Origin of the sequence: Lactobacillus sp. ESL0679 (genome assembly GCF_029433515.1) — a bacterium.
GTDB lineage: Bacteria > Bacillota > Bacilli > Lactobacillales > Lactobacillaceae > Lactobacillus.
The window spans coordinates 62,827-84,699 of the sequence record NZ_JAQTIG010000005.1 but is presented as its reverse complement, the minus strand read 5'-3'; the positions used below and the strand labels follow the sequence as shown (position 1 = coordinate 84,699).

The window sequence follows — 21,873 nt, the reverse complement described above, 5'->3', positions numbered from 1 at the left end:
GTTAATCCTCCATTCCGGCTGGTGTTTTTTCATAAAACTTGTTCGTCCGCTCAATAAAGTCAGCCGTCTTAAAAATGCTGCCTTCATCAAACCGCTTAGCCATAATTTGGAAACCAACAGGCATCCCGTCAACCAATCCAGCTGGGACACTAGCTGCTGGAATACCGGCCAAGTTAGCAGAAATTGTCAAAATATCGTTGTTGTACATCTTAATTGGGTCAGAAATTTCGCTGCCAATGCCGAATGCTGGTTCAGTAGTTGTTGGCCCAACAATAACATCATTATTAGCAAAGATTTCATCAAATTCATCACAAATTAAGGTTCTAACCTTAGCAGCTTGTCTAAAGAAGCGGTCATATGACCCAGCTGACAAAGCAAATGAACCCAACATAATCCGGCGTTTAACTTCAGTACCGAAACCTTCTGAACGTGACTTAACATAAACGTCAAGCAAGTTCTTAGTATCTTCTGCACGATAACCATAACGAATGCCATCATACCGCTGCAAGTTTGATGAAGCTTCACTTGAAGCAATGATGTAATAGTCAGGAACAACATACTTAGTCAATGGCAATGATACTTCACTGATAATTGCACCAGCATCCTCAAGAGCATCGATTTGCTTTTGGATAACGTCGTGCATTTCACCATCAACGGCAGCCATATATTCCTTAACAACAGCAACCCGCAGACCCTTAACATCTTGACCAATAAATTGGGTAAAGTCAGGAACTTCGCGAGTTGATAACGTTGAGTCGTGATCGTCGCTGCCAGCAATTACGTTTAATACTTCAGCAGCACTCTTAGCGCGCTTACTCATTACGCCGATTTCGTCAAGTGATGAACCAAAGGCAATTAAGCCCCAACGTGAAACACGGCCATAGGTTGGTTTAATACCAAAAATACCATTAAAAGCAGCTGGCTGTCTAATTGAACCACCAGTATCTGAACCAAGCGCAGCAACAACTTGACCAGAAGCAACAGCAACGGCAGAACCACCGGATGAACCACCAGGAACCTTGTCCAAGTTCCACGGGTTATGAGTTGCGCCAAAGTATGAATGCTCTGTTGAAGAACCCATCGCAAATTCGTCCATGTTAGTCTTACCAACAAAGGTTGCTTGTGCCTTCTTTAATCTTTCAATAACAGTGGCGTCATAAACTGGAATGTAGTTGTCCAAAATGTGACTAGCAGCTGTAGTCTTAACACCCTTAGTGATGATGTTATCCTTAATGGCAATTGGAATACCAGCAAGTTTATTCTTAGCAAAGTCCAAATCAGCAGCTGGCTTTGCATCATCTTGAACAGTAATCCAAGCATTCAGTTTATCGTCAGTTTTCTTAATATTTGCAACAGTATCTTGAGCAAGCTTCTCAGCTGACAAGTCACCCTGTGCAAGTTTTTGGTTTAATGAGTCAATATCTTCATTTAAGTAGTTCATTACTCGTCCTCATCCTTATTAATAATTACAGGAACCTTGATGAAGCCGTTGGCTTGTTCAGGAACATTCTTCATTAATTCTGCACGATTTTGCCAGTGTTCTGGCTTATCTTCTCTGAAAACAGTGTCGCGATCAACTACTTGCACTGTTTCGGCAACGCCATCAGTATCAACTTCTGATAATTGGTCGGCCATGTTGATAATTGAACTCATTTGTTCGGTAACTGTACCAATTTCGTCTTCATTAAACTCAAGTCGTGACAACACCGCCACGTGCTTAATTGTGTCTTCTGTGATTTCCACTATTAGACCCTCCTTATTCACCGCCATAAATATGGACTTGATAACTACTATCTGCTGTTTCTTTAGCAACCAATGCCTGAATATCATTAACAGAACCAATTTTAATTTCAATCGGCACGTCATTTGCCAAGTATTTCTTCGCTGTTGATAAAACTAACCGCGTAAAACTCTGCACCTGCTCGTAGCCATAAAACTGGGTGGTAATTGAAATATTTTCTTGATTTAACTTGCCGTTTTCATAGCGTAAGGTTGCTGTTACACCACTGATATTCGGGAAATAATCTTGAATTGATACCTTAAAACTATTGAAACTCGAGGCATCACTACTATTAATTGCTTTCTTATTGCCAACAGTCGGCAGCACTTCCGTTTGTACGGAAATAGATTTCCATTTAGTTATTTTACTACTATTAGCAGCCGCTGTCCCGCTCAAAAAGTAACTTCCACTAACTAATGAATCTTTAGCAGCCTTAGAAAATAGCCCAACTGTAATCGGCACATTCTTTAATGCTTTACGCTGACGCAAGCGAGCAATAATTTGCGCTGCTGCTTGTTGACCAGCCGATTTTTGCGCGGAGCGCGAAATCGCTGCCTGATATTCAGCACCATCTTTAGTCTTTTGGTAATAATCAACCGAGTTCATCGCTAGACCAATACTAATCCCATTAATATGGTAGTTAGAACCAGACCCTGTTAAATAATCCTGCTCTAAAATTTCTTCCAAATAGTATGGGTTGTAATTCTTCTTAGTGCCTTCTGTCGGGTTAAGTCCTTGCGGATTAGACTTGGACTTACGTCCCAGCCACTCATTAGCCGTTGTTGCACTAATATATTGACCTTCCTGAAAGACATTGGAATTAGTAGAATATACACCCTTGGAAATTTGGACTAATCCGCGCTCAAGTTCACGCGTATCAACCGAATTATCATTAGCGGTTGCAGTTAATCCAGAAATCGGACTGGTAAGATAATGACCGTTCTTCAATAAAACCGTGTAACCATTACTCCCCGTGTCAGTTGTTTGATACGTTTTAGCCTTTGAAGTAGACGAGGTCTTCGCATTATTGGCCAAATCCGAGTTTTTCAAATTACCGCAAGCTGTCAAGGTTAATGCTGCTCCCAGAAGCGCTAAAACACGCACATATTTTTTCAATTTAGTTATTCCTTTATTTGATTTGGGCAATTGCTTCTTCTTCGGTGAGAACCGGAACCCCAAGCTGTTGTGCCTTAGCAAATTTGGAGCCGGCATCTTTGCCATAAATCACGTAGTCCGTTTTACTAGAAACCGAACCCGTTACTTTGGCTCCTAAAGACTGCAGTTTCTTCGTAAATTCACTCCGTGTGAAGTGAGCAAGCGAACCCGTCAGCACAACCTTTTTATCTTTAAAGTAATTGTCGGGGATTTCGGCAGCTTCTTCCGCAGTTGCTCCCAGATAATTCATATTGACGCCGCGGCTAGCCAACTCATTAATTAATTGGTCAACTTCTGGCTGGGCAAAATAAGTCGTCAAAGATTCAGCAATTGTCATGCCTATTGTAGCGATTGCGGCAACATCTTGCACGCTAGCAGCCATAATCTTTGTCATATTTTTAAACTTTTGCGCAATTAAGCGGGCAGCCTTGGCACCAACATGGTCAATACCAAGTCCTATCAGCAATAATTCAACCGAGTTTTGCTTAGAATTGGCAATTGCTGTTAGCAGATTATTAATTGATTTTTCCTTAAAATGATCCAGTTTAGCCAAATCATCTGCGTCTAAACGATACAGGTCCGCAACATTGTGAACTAGGTCATTGGTAATTAACTGCCGGACAATTTTAGGTCCCAAACCATCAATATTCATCGCTGGTCGCGAGGCAAAGTGAGTAATTCCTTCCTCAATTTGAGCTGGACACGACGGATTAACGCAGCGCAGCGCAACTTCACCCTCAAGATGAATCAACTTTTGCTTGCAAGAAGGACAAGTTGTTGGAATTGGGTATGGCTGCGAGTCTTTAGGCCGCTTAGCAAGGACAACCTGCGAAATTTCCGGAATAATATCACCGGCCTTGTGCAGTAACACCGTATCGCCAATTCGCACGTCTTTTTCCTTTAATAAATCAGCGTTATGCAAAACCGCGTGTGAAACAGTCGTTCCGGCTAGCTGCACGGGATCCATGATTGCCGTTGGTGTTACAACACCGGTGCGACCCACAGTCCATTTAATCTCATGAACCACGGTTTCCTGCTCTTCCGGTGGGAATTTATAAGCAATTTCCCAGCGTGGAACCTTGATTGTGTTGCCCATCGTTTGCTGCAGACTTAAGTCGTCGACCTTCAGGACAATCCCATCAATGCCATACGACAGCGTGTCACGCTTGGCCGTATATTCGTCAATAAAGGCAAAAACATCAGTCATCTTGGCTAACTTGCGACCAGTTTCATTAGTATGAAAACCCAGCCGAGCCATTTCACTAATCGCTTGGTGCTGACTGGTAATTTCCTCAGGTGGATTTACCCAAGTGTAAATAAAGGTACTCAAATGTCGTTCTTTAGTTACCTTGGCATTTAACTGCCGCAGCGAACCTGCCGCTGCATTCCGCGGATTAGCAAAAGCAGCCTCGCCCTTTTCATCACGCTCGGCATTTAATTTAGCGAAGGCTTCCTTACCCATGTAACACTCACCACGCACTTCCGTCGTGATTTTTTCTGGCAAAACCTGCGGAATATCAGCGATATAGCGGGCATTAGCTGTCACGTCTTCACCAACACGGCCATTGCCCCGTGTTGAAGCTCGCACCAACTTACCAGCCGTATATTCAAGATCAATTGATAAACCATCGATTTTCAATTCAACATTGTAGGCAACTGGATGACCCACCAGCTTTTGCACACGGTCATCAAACTCCTGCAGTTCTTTTTTGGAGAAAACATCCCCCATCGACAACATTGGAATTTCATGATCTACCTTAGTAAACTCAGAATCAATCTGGCCACCCACTTTTTGCGTAATTGAATCCGGCGTCACTAATTGGGGAAACTGCTGCTCAAGTTCAACTAAGTGCTGATACTTCTGATCATAAACATTATCTTCAACTTCAGGTGCATCTTTAGAATAATAGGCTTGCGCCCATTTATTAAGCACTGTCCTAAGTTCAGTGACCTCTTTTTTGGCCTCATCAAGAGTTAAATCTGCCATTGTCTTCCTCCTGATTAAATCTTTAACTATTAATTTAATTATACCTTTTTAATTGGTGCAAATGCTGCTAAAAGCCGCTTAATTCCCTTACCAGTAAAGGCAATATCAAGCTCCATATCCTCGCCCTTGCCGTTAACCTTGGTTACAACACCGCGGCCCCAAGACTTATGTTCAACTTGATCGCCAACATTCCAGCCCTTCTTTTCGGCGCCGACAGCACCAGCAGGCTTAACTTTAGGAGTGTAGACCTGCGCGCGTGCTCGCTCATCGGCCTTGGCAAACGGAGCCGTTTGTGCTTGATAACCACTGGCAATCACACTACCAGCATTAGGATTTTCTACTTGCATATCTTTTGCGTCAATTTCTTCTAAAAATCTTGACGGTGGATTATTTTGCATGCGCCCAAACATCATTCGCGAATACGCGTTAGTCAAAAATAGTTCTTGGCGTGCGCGCGTAATGCCAACGTATGCCAGGCGGCGTTCTTCTTCGAGTTGGTCGTCCTCAAGCAGCGCCCGTGACAACGGGAACAAGCCATCTTCCATTCCGACTAAAAAGACAACCGGAAATTCCAACCCCTTAGCTGCGTGAAGCGTCATCAAGGCAACTTGGTCATCATTATTTGCCAAATCATCTTGGTCACTTAATAAGGAAACTTCCGCCAAAAAATCACTCAAGGGGCTGTTATCATCGCTTTCTGCTTCATATTGGTCATCAAAGCGTTTGGTAACTGACAAGAATTCATCTAAGTTTTCCAAACGTGTTTCAGCTTCAATTGTATGCTCATTTTTGAGGGCTGCAGTATAACCAAAATCCTGCAAAATCTTTTCTGTTAAGCCAGTTACACTCTGGTCTTTAGCAGACTTAATGGCATCGCGCAGTTTAGCGCCAAAGTCACTCAATTTAAGTGCGGCTCTAGTGGAAATTCCGGACATCCCCAAGTGATCAAACGTGTCAAGCAGTGACAAGTTATTGTCCTGTGCTAACGCCATAAACTTATCAATCGTCACCGCGCCAATTCCGCGCTTAGGTGTATTGACAATCCGGTTAAAACTCATGGCATCACTTGGATTAGCTACCAATTTTAGATAAGCCATAATATCCATGATTTCCTTACGGTCATAGAACTTATGTCCACCCACAATTTGATAAGGCACGTTGGACTTTACAAAGGACTCTTCAACTGTTCGCGACTGGGCATTTGTCCGGTATAAAACAGCGAAGTCACGGTAGGAACGGTGCTTTTCCTTAACTTCTTCTTGAATTTTGCTAATGATAAAGTGCGCTTCATCATCACCACTTTGAGCCTTATAATAGGTAATCTTGGCTCCTTCACCCTGATCGGTCCACAAACTCTTGGCTTTACGATTGCGGTTATTTTTAATCACGGCATTTGCGGCAGCTAAAATATGACCAGTCGAGCGGTAATTTTGTTCCAATTTAACGGTCTGCACGCCAGCATCCTGATAATCATGCTCAAAGTTCATGATATTTTCCATGTTGGCACCGCGCCAACCATAAATTGACTGGTCAGCATCGCCAACCACACAAATATTTTGGTATTGCGCCGCTAATTCGTGACACAATTCATACTGCGCCTGATTGGTATCCTGATACTCGTCAACTAACAGATAGCGGAATTTGTTTTGGTAATAATGCAATACAGTCGGGTCTTGTTCAAACAAAACCAGCGTCTGCATGATTAAATCATCAAAGTCCATAATTTGATCGTGCTTCAGTCGCCGCTGATATTCCGAATAAACCTTAGCAGCCATTTTTTCAAACGGCGAGCCCGCACTTGCCTTGTATGCACTTGGCGTTAATAAGTCGTTTTTAGCATTAGAAATTGCGGACAAAATTCCCCGCGGCTCATACATCTTAGGGTTAATGTTCAACTCTTTTTCAATATGCTTGACCAAGGTTAACTGCTCGGACGAGTCAGCAATCGAAAAGTTGTGGCTATAACCAATTTTATCTGCATCACGGCGTAAAATGCGCACGCACAGCGCGTGGAAGGTCGACATCCAAATATCATTAGCACTTGGTCCTAATAACTTTTGCTCACGCTCGCGCATCTCACTGGCGGCCTTATTGGTAAAAGTTATCGCCAGAATATTCCACGGCAATACGCCCTTGACCTCAACTAGATAGGCAATCCGCCTGGTTAAAACGGAGGTCTTCCCAGAGCCCGCACCAGCAACGACTAAGAGGGGCCCTTCGGTAATTTGGACGGCTTTTTCCTGCTGCGGATTTAATCCTGCTAAAATTGATTCTTCGCTCATTCTAATTCCCTTCACAAAAATTTTTTCATAACTAGTTTATTGTACCAAAAATAAGGGCGCTAACTGGGAGTCCCCGCCTTTTAATTATCATATTGGTCAAGATTGTACTGCTTAATTAAATTGATTAACTTATCCGCGTAATTAGGGTCGGTGGCATAGCCGTCTTCGACTAGTGCCTGGGCCTGCTTACGGTAGTCTTTGGCAGCCAGCACGTGCCGGTACTGCTTATTATTCCAGCTGGTACCCTTTTGGAAAAGTTCGGCATGGGCTCGAATTGATGCCTCATAGGAATCATATATTTGGAAACGCGCCTTAACTACAATCCATTTGCCCTTAACATACTCTTTAGTGGTTAAAATCGCCGACGTATTGGGATTGGTCCCCTTAACACCAAACAGATTATTATATTTTTGCGATAAACTGCTTTGGCCATAGTCACTTTCAAGGCAAGCCTGAGCAATTGTAATACTCGGCAAGAGGTCATAAGACTTGTCAACTTTCTTAGCAATCGGCCCAATTTGCTTAATAAAAGCCTTATGCTGTCTAATAATTTTTTCTCGGGCTTCTTCGCGAGCAAGTTGCTCCTGCCTAATCTGTTCAGATTGAATTGCCTGCCTACGATAATACCGAAAGGCCACGAAGGCAATAATTAATAAAAATAAAATAATAAATGCGCGCAAGATGATCTGCCAACTAGATTGTGCCCTATGTTTACGTCGTTTCGCCATAAAATTTCCCTTACTTAAAACATGATTACTTTAAGTATAACCTGTCTTGGTCGTAAATTTTGCAATGTAATTAATTTTTAAAATAAAAAGAGCTACTCTTTACAGAATAACTCTCTTAAACAAAAAATGGAGCCGTAGCTCCATTACTTAGTGCGGGCAAGAAGACTCGAACTTCCACGATCTAAAAACGATCACAAGATCCTTAGTCTTGCGCGTCTGCCATTCCGCCATGCCCGCGACACAAACAATACTATAACGCAAAATCAACTTTTGCACAAGAGTTTTTTGTACCTTTTTTTAAAAAACTAATCCACCATCTGTTCCTGAACATAGCGCGCGTATAATTTGTGTGTTGCTAAAAGTTCTCGGTGAGTGCCGTGGCCTGTGACTTGACCGCGCTCGATGAAGTAAATTTGGTCGGCACCGACAATTGTCGCTAACCTGTGAGCAATCACCAGCGTGGTTCTACCAACCATTAGCTGGTCAAGCGCTTGCTGAACTTTGCCCTCGGATTCCGAATCAAGACTAGCAGTGGCTTCATCAAGCATTAAGATCTTGGGATCCCGCAAAAAGGCACGAGCAATTGCTAGCCGCTGCTTTTGTCCACCGGACAATTTAATCCCCCGTTCGCCAATTTCGGTTTCCAATTGTTGGGGAAACTCACGAACAAATTGGTCGGCATACGCCAAAGACAACCCGCGCCATAAGTCATCATTAGTTAATTTTTGTTCTAAACCATACTGCAGATTGTCGCGAATTGTCCCGGAAAAAATGGCACTGTTCTGCGAAACATATCCAATCTGCGACCGCCAATTGTGCAAGTTAATTGCTCCAATATCTTGCCCGCCAATCGTAATCTGCCCACTATCAGGTTGATAAAAGCGCTCAAGAAGAGCAAAAATCGTTGATTTGCCACCACCACTAGGCCCAGCAAAGGCAACAACGGTGTTAGGCTGCGCGCTAAAAGAAATTGACCGCAAAACCGGTTCTTCTGGATCATAACTAAACTGCAAATTACTGGCGCTTAAAGCCTTGCCCTCGACATCAACTTGCTGGTCAGTCTGGTCCTTTTCCGACTGCAATTTTAGAATTTCCTGAATCCGTTCGGTTGACCCCATCGCCTTTTGCACCTGTGAAAAGAAGGTCGCAAAGTTGGCAACTGGTGCAATCACATTGAATAAGTAAAGAATAAAAGCTACTAAAGTCCCCGAAGTCAGTGTTCCTTGACTCAGGCGCACGATTCCGTATGCTAAAATCCCCGCAAACACCGCCATCATGACAGTGGTCATAATGGGCTGCAAAACGGCTTCAACGCGGGCATCTTTAATCCCAATGGCAAAAATACGAGCAATAAAATTTTTCCCGCGTTGTTCTTCAAAATGCTCCCCGTTGCTGGCCTTAATTAGCCGGACCTCGGACAGCTTTTCACTGACATCACCATTAAATTCAGCCGTCGCCGTCTGCAGTTTACGTCCAAGACGCGCCATCACGCGGCCAATCGGAATCAAAATAGCAACCACCACCGGCACACTGATAAACATCAATGCTGCCATGCGCCAATCCATCACAAACAAGATAATGATGGAAAATAGCAGCTGAATGGCACCAGTAATAAAATTGGGAAACTGTGAAGCAATCAAATCCTTAATAATTCCCGTGTCATTAACTAAGCGCGAACTGCTTTCACCGGCTTTATTCATATCAAAATAAGAAACCGGCAGCTGGAGCAAGTGTGTCCATAACTTCTCACGTAAGTTTTTTACAGCACTTTCGCCAAAATAACGCAGAATATAGCTGCCGATAGTACCAAAAATTAATTGCAACACAAAAATCGCCACTAAAATTAGCAGCATCTGCACATTAAACTTGGCTAGACTGCTCGTATCCACTAATTGCTTAGTTAACAGGGGCAACAGTAGATTAGTGCCACTGGTAATTAAACTGAAAACAAGGCCCAGGATAAACAGTGCTTTCTTCAGATTAAGTCCCTTTAATAATTGGAAAAAATCCCGCAATTTAACTTGTTGCGCTTTATTTTTATGTGATGCTAATGCCATTTAATTACCGACTTTCGTTTAAATAAACAAAGAGTTTTTTACTGACGGAAAAACTCTTAATTATTATTTTTAATTATTTTTCATCATCTTCATTATGCCAAAAATCACGCCAAAAGTCGCGGTTGCATTCATGACCATAATGATTGGCACACGAGCGGTCGGCTTGCTCCCAATTACGGCAATGATGATGCCAGTGATGCATCCTGCGACAAAATTGCTCCCGCTCCTCTGGTGAACAATTGCGTTCGCGCATCTGCATACGCCACTTAGCCATTGCCGCAATCCGCGTTGTTGGGTCAACAAATTTCTCTGCTTGCTCCTTGAAATCGGCATCCCAACCAGACGCAATTTTTTCTAAATATTGGCTAAACTTGGTCTGCTCCTCAGCTGTTAAGCCCGCAAAAAAGTCGGCATCGGAATTTGCTTGATCTTCATTACCTAAGTTAGCAACCCGCTCTTTACCGGCTGCGGTCAAGTATACCCGTTTGACCCGTCTGTCATCAGAGTCAGTTTCTCGCTTAATCTCGCCCTTAAGTTCCAGCTTTTTTAATAGTTCTGCTAATGACCCCGGCTTAAGCGCCAAGACCTCGGCCAAATAATTTTGCGTCAAACCGTCTTCTAGATTTAAAACAGCCAAGACTCTCTTTTGCCCAGAAAATGGCTGTTTATTTTGATACATAAAATAGCGACTGGCGCGCATAATAAAGGTTAATTGTTTCATTAATCTTTGATTTGTTGTACTCATTTTTACTCTCCTTTAGAAATTTTGTTAGGTACCTAATTTTTATACCTTGAATTATAGTTTGGTGCCTAACAGTCTGTCAAATAAAAAAAGCCATTGCCCAGCTAAAACTGCTGTTCAATGACTTATTTATTAACTAATTTTAAGTTGCCACCGCACTTACCGCAACGATAACAGTGAATATTAACTTGGCGAACTCGGGCATATTCCTGGCCACATTTTTGGCAAGCATAAAGATACTTGCGCTTTTGCCGCTTAGCTAAACCAATGTCAGGGGCAAAGCGTGACCCACCGACTTTATTTAACAAGTATTTAAAGTCGCTGTCGCGGTGATGATAGCCCCGCCCACTCAAGTGCAAAAAATAGTGCGTCAACTCATGCTTAATAATGCCGATTAATTCTTGGCGATATTTTAGAGCCAAAAAGTGCGCGTTGATTTCAATTCGATGGTCTGTTAGGTGGTAACGCCCGCCAGTAGTGGTCATGCGGTAATTAATTTTCACTTGATGCATAAAAGGCTGACCAAAATCTTCTAAGGCAATTTTTTCGACCAACCTTTGCAATTCCTCTTCAGTCATTATTACCTGAAAAAGCGCGCATACATAGCTGCTTCGCGTTTAGTTTTAATTCTAACTTTCAGTGCTGTCACAAGTTTGCGCTTGAGCGGTTTAGCCCCTTCCATCCACGTTCCCGTAAAGACATGAATTGTCTTGCTCTTAGCTGAGGGATTGCACAAAACGCCATCGGGATAAACATGAATGCCAGTTTTTAAGACTTGTTCCTGATTGTTGGCAACAGCACCATACTTTTCTTTTAGAATATCGGCAACTGACACAGTGTTAACACCTGCTAATTGATCCTGACTATTAAAAGTGAAATCGCGGTCGTCATAGTAAGCCAGCATATCCTTTAATAGTGGGTGCTTAGGTTCGGCACCAAACACAGCGGTAAACGGATTAGCCCGATTTTCAAAGCCTACAAAGGCTTGATTATTCAGTAAAGAAGTCAAATCATCCAACACTAAAACGTCAGTATCTAAATAAATACCGCCCATTTCGTAAACAGCCTTGGCACGAATATAGTCGGACACGAAGGCCCATTTTTTAGCCTTGTAAGCCTGCTCAACGTACTTATTTTCATGAATGTCAAAATTCTGCTCGTTCCATTCAATAATCTGATAACCCTGCAGGTGCTTTTGCCATGTTCGCATGCATCGCTGGATGTTCTTGGGCTTAGGATTGCCGCCAACCCATACATAATGAATAATTTTAGGAATCATCTTTAACCTCGTTTAAGAAACTTTCTAATTAATTGCATAATATCTTGATTAAAGTCAAGTCGCATCATAAACATTAACGCAATGTAGAGCACAAACATGATGATTGACTTAATTGCCATATCTAAAAACGCTGACGAAACCAGCTGCGGTAATAACATTCCTGCCACTAACACGATAGCTGCAATGACAAAATATTTGGGCACTTCTTTAAAAGAATATCGAAAGTCATAGCCATCGCGCACAATCCACAACCGTAAAATTAGCACAACAAATTCAGTAATTAAAATTGCGACCATTGCTCCAGCAGCACCATAAAATCGATCTAAAAAGAAACTCAACACAACTTCCAAAACCGCGCCAACAATTACCGGCAGCGCGTAATCCCGATCGCGATGGTTGGCCAAGGCAAACTGATTGGCAAAGACCCCACCTGTCGGAATCATCACAATTGTTAACGTAAAGAAGAACATTAACGGAGCCATCGGTGTAAATTTAGTGCCAAAAAAGAATGGCACAAATTCCCGTGTATTGGCCATGATAATCACCGCAAACATGGTGCCCAGCCAAATAGTGGCCTCCAGCGATTTTTTCAAAACAATTCGCTGTTCTGCCTTACCTTCACTCGCCATCTTCGGCATGATTACCAGCGAAATACTAGTGATAACTCCTAGAACCATATTGGAAATTCGCTGCGAGTTATCATAAAACGCCACCTGTGTTGAATTTTGAAAGATACCCAGAATTGGCTTATCCAATGAGGTATAAATTTGGGTGGCAATCTGCGGAATTAACAACGTAATGATGGCTTTAATTGTAGTTTGATACTTATAAAAATGCTTGACTGGCCCACCAACAAAGCGGTGAATATCAAACCAAAAGACAAACGAGCCTAACATTGTCGATACCGACATAATCAACATGTACTTCCATAAGTCTCCTGGAGTTTTAACCCAAAGTAAAATTAAAATAACTGACACCAACTTGACCGCCGTGTTTTTTAAAACAACGCGACCAAATGCGGCAAGTCCCTGAAAGAACCATGAAATATCCACTTGGGCTGAAATTAAATACGGCACCATCAATAGTAGATAATTCCAATATTTAATATGAAATAAACTGGCAACTGCAACTACCAGAACAATGGTCACAACCCCGGCTAATGCCTGAAAGTACCACAGGCCCCAAAAGGCATCGGTCAGCTCCTCTTTGGTACCAAATGCTCGTGTTTGCGCAATTGTCCGCATCCCAATATATGAAATCGACAATGTACAAAAAATCATCAGAAACTGCATGATATTGTTTACATTGCTGTAGATACCATAAGTTTTGGGCCCTAAAATTCGCGATAAATACGGCACCGTAATTAGCGGTACTAACACAAGGAAAATTTGGTAAACCGCATTATATAAAATATTTAAAAATGTTTTTTTCACAATTTTTCCTTTAATAATTTTGCGTCATGAAGTCAAAAATTTGCTTGCAAGCTGATTGCGTAGGTGCTTGATTAGTTAACGAGCGCCAATACTGCCGCTTAATTTTGTAATCATCCTCGTCCTTCGCTACCTGCTTGAGCGCCTTAATCAACTCATCTTGTCGCTTAACGCATTGTCCCGGCACAACTTCTTCATACGGCCCCATGAGTAAGCCGCGCGCTTGTTCGTATTGCTCAAGATAGTTAGTAATAAAAATCTCAGGCTTGTCCAAAGTCAGATAATCAAAATAAATCGACGAAAAATCCGTTAGCAGAAAGTTGGTCGCGCCAAGTAATTCGTACAAATCATAATCATTTTCAACTAAATAATCATTATTTAAAAAGGCAATATTAGAAAACTGGCTACTTAACTGGTTAAAAAGCCGCATTTCATAGGGATGCAGCTTGACAATTAAATACTGGTGCTGCTTTTTGAGTGCTTTATTTAAAGTTGCCCCATCAAAGTCAGCTAACGCCAAAAAATTCCCTGCCTTGATTTGGTCAAGGACATTTTGATCATCTAACTCATAGCGAAACGTTGGCATGTAAATCCCAACTTGTGCTTGCTCATCAGTAACATTAAACAAGTCATGCATTAACTGCTGCTTACTAATTGCCGGGTGGCTCAAGGCATCAAGCCGCGGGAAACCCAGCTTACGGTATTGCGTGGCACTAATGCCAACACAGGCACTCATCAAGGTTTCATATAAATCCGAGCTTGAACAAACGACGTCCGCCGTTTTACGCCATAATTTAGAATTGCGCCGATTGTCCTTAGCCTGAGTATTATTAGCCATGAGCCCCATTCGCTTCAAGGGAATGCCATGCCAAAATTGAATATTAACCTGACTCTTGCGAATCTTAAAGGGCTGGTGCGTCGTCAAAACAAACTTGGCCGCACCGATTTCTCGCCAAGTTGTAAAGGATAAATGCGACGTCGGCCACGGTTCAACCAGCGTAACCGTGTAATCAGGATGATGTGCTCGCACATATTTAGCAAATAAATAACCATTAGAACCTGAGCGCCCAGCTCCATTCAGAACGACAATTTTTTTGTTATTTATTTTGGTAAAATGCGCCAAGAATCTCATTACCTGCAAGTAAAGCCGAAACAAAAAACTTTTCATAATCAATCTTTCCTAAATAATCTCTGCTTTAAGCCTACAAAAAAAGCTCGAGCGAACTCAAGCTTTTTTACGTTATTTTTTAAAAATTTATAGTTTCGGTAACTAAGACAGCCTCTTACCTATCTGATTGCCAATCACTGACAAAGTGAAGCAAACAATAAAGTAAAGTACTGCTAAAGCCGCAAACATCGGCAAAATATAGTTGGCATTTTGACCATAAATAACTTGCGCGTGCTGCATCAACTCTGGCACCACAATAATTGTGGCTAGCGACGTATCCTTAATTAAGGATACAAACTGACTAATAATCGTCGGAATCATGTTTTTGTATGCCTGCGGCAAAACTACGTGCCACAAGGCCTGTACAAAGCTCATCCCCGTTGAACGCGCCCCTTCCATCTGGCCGGGATCCACTGACTTAATACCCGAGCGCACAATTTCCGCAATCATTGCCGATTCAAAAACGGTCATCGCAATAATTGCTGCGGGAATTGTCTCTGGTCGCAAGCCAAAGTTTGGTAAACCAAAATAGGTAAAGAAAATAATTAATAATAGCGGCACATTACGGATAATATCAATAATAAAACCCACAATTTCAGAAACAAATTTAATCTTTGAATACCTGATAATTCCTAATATTGAACCCAAAATAAAGCTCAAAATCACTGAAATCACCGAAATATAAATTGTTACCCAGAGGCCCATAAATAAGAAACGAACGTTGAGCCACGAAAAAGCGTTAATCCAATTTTGCATTGTTCTGCACCTCCTAGGCCAATTTCTTTTCTAAATGCTGCATATAATAACTCAGCGGTAACGTGATAATTAGGTACAAAACACCAACTACTAAGTAACTGTTAATTGTATCAAAAGTTGTTGATGCAATTGAGTTTGCCTGATACATTAGGTCAAATCCAGCCACAAAAGCAAGAACCGACGAGTTTTTTACCAAGTTAACAAACTGGTTACCAAGCGGTGGAATAACAATCTTAAAGGCTTGGGGCAAAATAATGTAACGCATCGCCTGCCAGTATGTCATTCCCGTTGAACGCGCGCCTTCCATTTGTCCGCCTGCTACAGATTGAATACCTGAACGAACTGTTTCCGCAATAAAGGCCGAAGTGTACAGAGTTAGGCCAATCGTCCCAGCGGTAAAGCCGTTAATTTTGACAACATACATTGGAATTACAAGGTAAAAGAACATCGTAATAACTAACAAGGGAATGTTCCGAAAAATTTCGACGTAAGCTCGACCAACTACTTGTAAGGTTTTATTAGGTGCAATTTCCATAATAGCGAAGATAGTACCAATAATTAAGCTGAAGAATAAAGCAATCACACTCGATAACACAGTCCACCCTAGGCCAACTAACAGTTGATTACTAAAATGAGAGAAAATATTAATCATTTGCGATACAACTCCTTATACTTAAATCCCGGTACATCACCAAACCATTTTTTAATCAAGCGGTTGTATTCGCCGTCGTGTTGCATTTCTAAAACTGCCTTGTCAACGGCTTCAGTAAATCCAGTCTGTCCCTTATTAACGGCAACTCCGTATGGCTCAACTGTAAACGTGCCACCACGAACCTGAAAGCCTGGATTTTGTACAGCAAGACCAAACAAAATTCCGTTATCAGTTGTCAAAGCGTCACCTTGGTGGGACTTGAGAGCATTCATCGCCTGAGCATAATCTTGCAATTCAATTACACGAGCCTTTGGCGCCACCTTTTTAACATTAGCTACCGAGTTAGCGCCAACCACCCCAATGACCGTCTTGCCGTTGAGATCTTTAACACTATGAATTGGTGAATTTTTCGGTACTAATAATGATTGACCTGCGTCAAAATAAGATTTAGAAAAAGAAATTACCTTTTTTCGTTCCGGCGTAATTGACATTGTCGCAATTACCGCATCCACGTTACCGTTTTTCAGCAGTGGAACCCGTGATTGTGAAGTGGTCGTTGTAAATTCAGCTTTTCCCGTTGGCCCTAAAATATGCCGCGTAATTGCCTTAGCCATATCAACGTCAAAACCCTTTTGCTGGCCATCTTTGACATCAATCAGGCCAAACAGCTTAACGTCACCCTTAACACCCCAACTAATTGTATTAGTGCGCTTAACATTATCTAGCACTGATTGGTCGCTTAAACTGCGACCACAACCAGTTAACAAGAGCAAGCTAGCTAAGAGAGAAAACAACCAAAACTTCTTTTTCATGATTGTCCCTCCTTAGTGTGAAATAATTTTACTTAAAAATTGTTGTGCCCTTTCCGTCTTAGGCTGTTTGAAAAAACTTTCACTTGCATCATCCTCAACAATTTTACCTTGATCCATAAAGATTACGCGGTTGGCAACTTCCTTCGCAAAGCCCATCTCGTGAGTAACAATTAAGGAAGTCATACCACTTTCCGTTGTTACTCTCTTCATAACTTGCAAAACGTCGTCGATCATCTCTGGGTCAAGCGCAGAAGTAGGCTCATCATACAAAATTAATTTTGGCCGCATGGCCAAAGTCCTAGCAATTGCCACCCGTTGCTTTTGCCCACCGGAAATTTGTGAAGGCATATTATGAGCCCACTTCTCCAAGCCGACCATTTCTAATAATTTGATTGCTTGTTCTTTATTTTCTTTTTCCGGCATGTGACTGACAATTCGCGGTGCCAACATAATGTTTTCCAGCACATCTTTATTCTTGTATAAATTAAAGTGCTGGAAAACCATCCCGACATCCCGCCGTAAAATATTTAAGTCAGTTTTTGGATCCGACAGGTCATGATTATTCACAATGAGCTGTCCCTTTTGAATAGATTCAAGGCCGTTGACCGTTCGTACCAATGTACTCTTACCGGAACCAGAAGGCCCAATGAGGACCACCGTTTCGCCCTTGTCAATCTTCAAATTAATGTCGTGCAGTGCATGAAAATGGCCATAAAACTTTTGCACATCATGGAATTCTATCATCGACATTGTTATCGCCTCTTTCATTATCATTGCAATAAAATTTAATTTATAACTAGATACATTTTACTATACCAATTAATTTTTTAGAAAAATAACGCCTTATTTTAAGTAAAAAATTAAATATTTAATATTAATTTAATTTTTATACAAAAAAAGACTCTATCAAATAATAGAGTCTAATTATAGGTATCAACCAGTTTTAACAATAAAAATTACTACTTTATCTTAGTTAGATTTTGCTATCTAACCGTTCTATTTCCATCCAATAATATAGTTTGACCTTGAATGTAAGAATTTTCAGGGCTGGCCAAGAAATAAGCTAAGTTAGCAACATCATCTACTTTGCCAATTCTTCTAACAGCAATTTGCTTTAATAATGGCTTCAAGCTTTCCTTAGTTGGATAATGCACGCTTAACAAACCTGAATCAATTACCCGCGGAGCTATTGCATTGACAGTTACACCCTTAGGGCCCAATTCTTTGGCCAATCCTCTCATCAAGCCTTCATCTCCAGCCTTTGAAGCAGGATATGCCACGCCACCACCAGTACCACTTAATGCGGAACCCGAGGTAATAAAGACCATGCTGCCCTTATTTTTCAAAAATTCCTGATAAAAGGCTTTAACGGTATAAAAGGCACCTGATAAATTAATGTTAATTACTCTTTGCCATTCCTCAACAGAAATTTCATCTACAGTATCTGCATACGCAATACCGGCATCAATCACCAAACTATCAATTCTACCAAAAGTTGCCATTACCTTAGTATGAACATTTTCAAGTGCAGTATAATCAGACACATCGGTTTTAACAAACAATGACTTCTGATACTTACTCGTCAATTCATCAGCCACAGCTTGGCCCTTTTTCTCATCAAAATCCACGATAACAGTATTAGCACCATTTTGCGCAAACTTTTCCGCAATTCCCTTACCAATTCCATTAGCAGCACCAGTTACCAATATAACTTTGCCATCAAATTTTTTCATTTTGTATTTCCTCTCATTCTTATTCAAAATCCGCATGTCTAGCAAACATTGATGCGGAAGTTTCACCAGTTTCATCCATTAAATTAATTACTAAGCTATCAAACGTTAGAAATGCTAACTGTTCAAATGAAGATGCCATTGGCTGCTCAAAGCCAGTTTCATCAGCAATTGTTCCCTTAGCTTTTCCTGGTAGAATCACCAGATAATCGGCTAACCCAGCTATCGAAGAATTTTTGGCAGTTGTAAACAAAACTACCGCAACCTTTGCATTTTTAGCTTTTTCTGCCAATGCCTTTAAGCTCGCTGTTTCTCCTGATCCCGAGCAAATAATTAATAAATCACCTGGTTGGGAATGCGGCGAACTAATTTCACCAACAAAACTTACAGAGTAGCCTAAATGCATCAACCTGTTGGTAAAAGCCTGAACTGCCAAACCTGAGCGACCTGCACCTGCCAAAAAAATATGTCGTGCCTGCTTAATTTGTAAAACAACATCTTTTAGTTCATTCGTATTTAAATGTTTCGCATAGTCTGTCAACTGATTTAAAATATCAATCGTATAATTTTTCATGTTAATTTCTTTCAAAATTTTTATTTAATTGCGTCAAGTAATTTTTGATATTGCAGATGGAATTGCTCTTTACCAAACAGATAACCGCCCACAACTAGTAAATCTGCACCAGCATCCCTACATGCTTTTGCCCAAGTATCAGTAATTCCACCATCTACTTCAATTTGAATATTACGATTACCAATCATTTTCTTCACATTTTTTATTTTTTCAATTGTTTGTGGTAAAAATGTTTGTCCTGGCTCACCGGGATTAATTGACATCACCAAAACATAATCTACCTCATTCAATAGATATTTAATTTCAGCTTCTGAGGTGCCCGGTGCAAGTGCAACACCAGCCTTTTTTCCGGCTTTTTTTATTTTTTGTAAAACATAATGAATTTGCGGTGTCGACTCAAAGTGTACGCAAATCATTTCGGCGCCCGTATTGATAATGTCTTCAATATGTCTTAACGGATCTGCAACCATTGTATGAATGTCAAAAGTCAGATTACTGTAGTCTTTCATCGCTTTTACTTGATTGGGACCAAATGCAATGTTGCTGACAAAGTTGCCGTCCATCACATCCACATGTAAAAGTTTAATGTTCTCCTTTTCTATCTGATCAATTTCGCATTGCAAATTTAAAATATCTGCACCAAAAATTGACGGTAAAATTTCTGCCATATTTCAATCTCCTTTAATTAAAAGATAGTTTTCAGCCAGTAAATCAATAAGTTCCACGGCTCAGACAAAGTCAAATCAGAAGATAAACTTGATACTTTAACGCCACCTGCTTTGATCATTTGAGTGGCACCAGGAGCAACCCAAGCCTCAAGATACAACGTAATTGCACAAAAGATTGTTCCAATTAAGACAGTTCTAAATAAGTTACCCTTGGTGACTAACGAGCCAGCAACTGAAATATAGATAATTGACATTAACAGTCCTACTGGGAATAACTTAATATTAGGCAAAAATAGTGCACAAAGAATTACCAGTGGGATTGTAATTACAGTAGCTGTTTCAGTGGTCGGATCACCAAGTCCTAGCGCAATATCCATCCCGATATGTAAGTCAGCTTTTTCACCCAATTGCTTAGACATCGTTGTCCGCGCTGCTTTACCAACTGGAGAAATTCCTTCCATTAACACACTAACCATCTTCGGCATCAGCACCATTACACTAGCAATTCCGATTGCCATGTTAACTGTATTAGCTAAACCTTGATGTGTTAAAACAGCTAGCAATAGTCCTACAATTGTCCCAATGATTGATGAATCGCCAAAAACACCTAAATGCTTGTTTGCATCCTTTAAACTAAAATCAATTTTATTTAATCCAGGAATAATATCGATTAACTTGTTCACTAGCCAAGAAAACGGGATTACCCAAGCAGTGTAAATAATTGTCGTACAGGTCGTGCCTTCTAGGCCGAAGTAATCTTCCCATTTTTTAGCTAACTTATCACCAATAAACAAAGCCGCAACTGACATTAAAACAGTAACTACAAGGCCAAGCCAAAAGTTGTTAAACAAAACATATGCTAAAGCACCCGGAATCAAGAAATGCATGTAATTCCAAATATCAACATTCATTGTCTTGGTTAAGCCAGTTCTAACAAGTACAATATTGATTAAAATTCCTAACAAAATAGCCAAGCCAGCAAATGGAGCTACCCACGAGGCAGCACCAATAGCAGGCCACCCAATATCAGTAATAGTATATCCAGATCCTAACTTAGAATAATAATCAACAGCTGGCTTCAATGATGATGTCAACAGATTAACTACTAAGGATAACCCCATAAAGCCAATACCAACAGTTAGTCCGGATTTAATGGCTTCGCCAATTTTCATTCGAAAAATTAATCCCAAAATGAAAATAATAATTGGCAGTAAAGCAGTTGCACCAATGTTTATAATTGTTCTGAAAATCTCTGCTAATTGTTCCATTTTTTCACCCTCTTAATATGGTTTTTTCATACTTATTAGTTAGACAGCTCTAATAGTTTTTCACCTATCTTTTGCTTTAATTTATCAGTCCCTATTCCAGTAATAAACGCAGTTACGTTCATCAATGGTGAGTCTATCTCACCACGATAATTATTCGTCGTAAAAACAATATCCGCGTTTTTACTCATCCCTAGCATTTCCGTCATACTGCATTTAGAAATACTATAGTTTGTTATTCCGTATTCTTTACAGACATCTTCAATTTCATTGGCCGCAATAGTTGAAGTCGCAATCCCACTTCCACAAGCTACCAAGATGTTTAATTTTTTCATGGTCTTCACTTCTTTTCCTCTTGTCTAATAACCTTTATTACCTCTGACTTCGTTTTAGCTGCACCTATTTTTTTGACAAAACTTTCTTGCTGAATTAAAGAAATTATTTCTTTTAGAAGATCCAGATGAGTGCTATTCGCGTTCATCCCTAACAAAAACAATAACTTTACATCTAGTTCTGTATTTGCATCATCCATTTGTCTGACTTTGATTGAATGATTAAGTGTAATTACAGCCACAAACGGCTTTTGAATATATTTAGGATCGCCATGCGGAATCGCCACCGCATAGTTGTCAAGCTTTAACCCCGTAGGATAATTATTTTCTCTTGATACTAGATAATCAAAAAATCCAGGCAGTACAAAGTTATGTTTTTCCAAATCATTAGCAACAAACTGAAATAGTTCCTGCACATTGGCGACATCTAATCCCAGATAAATTGTTTTTTCGTTTACATACTCACTAAAGTTCAA

22 protein-coding genes and 1 tRNA gene are annotated in these 21,873 nt (G+C 40.7%); all 23 read right to left on the bottom strand.

Annotated elements, in window-relative coordinates; genetic code table 11:
- Window position 1: 1 nt before the first annotated feature.
- Window positions 2-1,441: an Asp-tRNA(Asn)/Glu-tRNA(Gln) amidotransferase subunit GatA gene (gene gatA / locus PT287_RS07375; RefSeq protein WP_277133813.1), complete on the bottom strand. Its 1,440-nt coding sequence runs from the start codon at window positions 1,439-1,441 to the stop codon at window positions 2-4.
- Window positions 1,441-1,743 (bottom strand): Asp-tRNA(Asn)/Glu-tRNA(Gln) amidotransferase subunit GatC, encoded by a 303-nt coding sequence (gatC, locus tag PT287_RS07370; RefSeq protein WP_277133812.1) that lies wholly within the window; start codon window positions 1,741-1,743, stop codon window positions 1,441-1,443. The genes gatA and gatC overlap by 1 nt, the downstream gene beginning before the upstream one ends.
- Window positions 1,744-1,756: 13 nt before the next feature.
- The gene (locus PT287_RS07365) at window positions 1,757-2,896 is read right to left on the bottom strand and encodes a CamS family sex pheromone protein (RefSeq protein ID WP_277133811.1); all 1,140 of its coding nucleotides are present in this window, start codon (window positions 2,894-2,896) and stop codon (window positions 1,757-1,759) included.
- Between the two features lie 13 nt (window positions 2,897-2,909).
- The gene (gene ligA / locus PT287_RS07360) at window positions 2,910-4,922 is read right to left on the bottom strand and encodes an NAD-dependent DNA ligase LigA (protein WP_277133809.1); all 2,013 of its coding nucleotides are present in this window, start codon (window positions 4,920-4,922) and stop codon (window positions 2,910-2,912) included.
- Window positions 4,923-4,960: 38 nt separating this feature from the next.
- On the bottom strand, window positions 4,961-7,204 hold the full coding sequence (gene pcrA, locus PT287_RS07355) for a DNA helicase PcrA (protein WP_277133808.1): 2,244 nt from the start codon (window positions 7,202-7,204) through the stop codon (window positions 4,961-4,963).
- Between the two features lie 80 nt (window positions 7,205-7,284).
- The gene (locus PT287_RS07350; protein WP_277133807.1) at window positions 7,285-7,932 is read right to left on the bottom strand and encodes a glycoside hydrolase family 73 protein; all 648 of its coding nucleotides are present in this window, start codon (window positions 7,930-7,932) and stop codon (window positions 7,285-7,287) included.
- Between the two features lie 151 nt (window positions 7,933-8,083).
- Window positions 8,084-8,169: transfer RNA gene (locus PT287_RS07345), tRNA-Leu, on the bottom strand.
- A 68-nt stretch (window positions 8,170-8,237) separates the two neighbouring features.
- Window positions 8,238-9,989, bottom strand: a complete 1,752-nt coding sequence (locus PT287_RS07340) for an ABC transporter ATP-binding protein (protein ID WP_277133806.1) — start codon at window positions 9,987-9,989, stop codon at window positions 8,238-8,240.
- 73 nt (window positions 9,990-10,062) lie between these two features.
- Complete coding sequence (locus PT287_RS07335) at window positions 10,063-10,734, bottom strand: MarR family winged helix-turn-helix transcriptional regulator (protein WP_277133805.1); 672 nt, start codon at window positions 10,732-10,734, stop codon at window positions 10,063-10,065.
- Between the two features lie 122 nt (window positions 10,735-10,856).
- The gene (locus PT287_RS07330) at window positions 10,857-11,309 is read right to left on the bottom strand and encodes a SprT family protein (RefSeq protein ID WP_277133804.1); all 453 of its coding nucleotides are present in this window, start codon (window positions 11,307-11,309) and stop codon (window positions 10,857-10,859) included.
- A gap of 2 nt (window positions 11,310-11,311) precedes the next feature.
- Entirely contained in the window at window positions 11,312-12,010 is a 699-nt protein-coding gene (locus PT287_RS07325; protein WP_277133803.1) for a glycosyltransferase, read from the bottom strand.
- 2 nt (window positions 12,011-12,012) lie between these two features.
- Window positions 12,013-13,443: an oligosaccharide flippase family protein gene (locus PT287_RS07320; protein ID WP_277133802.1), complete on the bottom strand. Its 1,431-nt coding sequence runs from the start codon at window positions 13,441-13,443 to the stop codon at window positions 12,013-12,015.
- Window positions 13,444-13,453: 10 nt separating this feature from the next.
- Entirely contained in the window at window positions 13,454-14,608 is a 1,155-nt protein-coding gene (locus PT287_RS07315; RefSeq protein ID WP_277133800.1) for a CDP-glycerol glycerophosphotransferase family protein, read from the bottom strand.
- A gap of 102 nt (window positions 14,609-14,710) precedes the next feature.
- Window positions 14,711-15,364, bottom strand: a complete 654-nt coding sequence (locus PT287_RS07310; RefSeq protein WP_277133799.1) for an amino acid ABC transporter permease — start codon at window positions 15,362-15,364, stop codon at window positions 14,711-14,713.
- Window positions 15,365-15,377: 13 nt separating this feature from the next.
- Window positions 15,378-16,016, bottom strand: a complete 639-nt coding sequence (locus PT287_RS07305; RefSeq protein ID WP_277133798.1) for an amino acid ABC transporter permease — start codon at window positions 16,014-16,016, stop codon at window positions 15,378-15,380.
- Entirely contained in the window at window positions 16,013-16,828 is an 816-nt protein-coding gene (locus tag PT287_RS07300) for a glutamate ABC transporter substrate-binding protein (RefSeq protein WP_277133797.1), read from the bottom strand. The genes PT287_RS07305 and PT287_RS07300 overlap by 4 nt, the downstream gene beginning before the upstream one ends.
- A gap of 12 nt (window positions 16,829-16,840) precedes the next feature.
- Entirely contained in the window at window positions 16,841-17,578 is a 738-nt protein-coding gene (locus tag PT287_RS07295) for an amino acid ABC transporter ATP-binding protein (RefSeq protein ID WP_277133796.1), read from the bottom strand.
- Window positions 17,579-17,811: 233 nt separating this feature from the next.
- Window positions 17,812-18,561 (bottom strand): SDR family NAD(P)-dependent oxidoreductase, encoded by a 750-nt coding sequence (locus PT287_RS07290; protein ID WP_277133795.1) that lies wholly within the window; start codon window positions 18,559-18,561, stop codon window positions 17,812-17,814.
- Between the two features lie 19 nt (window positions 18,562-18,580).
- Window positions 18,581-19,132, bottom strand: coding sequence for a 6-phospho-3-hexuloisomerase (gene hxlB, locus PT287_RS07285; RefSeq protein WP_277133794.1), 552 nt, complete (start codon window positions 19,130-19,132; stop codon window positions 18,581-18,583).
- Window positions 19,133-19,152: 20 nt separating this feature from the next.
- On the bottom strand, window positions 19,153-19,800 hold the full coding sequence (rpe, locus tag PT287_RS07280; RefSeq protein ID WP_277133793.1) for a ribulose-phosphate 3-epimerase: 648 nt from the start codon (window positions 19,798-19,800) through the stop codon (window positions 19,153-19,155).
- 17 nt (window positions 19,801-19,817) lie between these two features.
- Complete coding sequence (locus PT287_RS07275) at window positions 19,818-21,068, bottom strand: PTS transporter subunit IIC (RefSeq protein WP_277133792.1); 1,251 nt, start codon at window positions 21,066-21,068, stop codon at window positions 19,818-19,820.
- A gap of 35 nt (window positions 21,069-21,103) precedes the next feature.
- Window positions 21,104-21,400 (bottom strand): PTS sugar transporter subunit IIB, encoded by a 297-nt coding sequence (locus tag PT287_RS07270; RefSeq protein WP_277133968.1) that lies wholly within the window; start codon window positions 21,398-21,400, stop codon window positions 21,104-21,106.
- Between the two features lie 5 nt (window positions 21,401-21,405).
- On the bottom strand, window positions 21,406-21,873 hold the full coding sequence (locus PT287_RS07265; protein WP_277133791.1) for a PTS sugar transporter subunit IIA: 468 nt from the start codon (window positions 21,871-21,873) through the stop codon (window positions 21,406-21,408).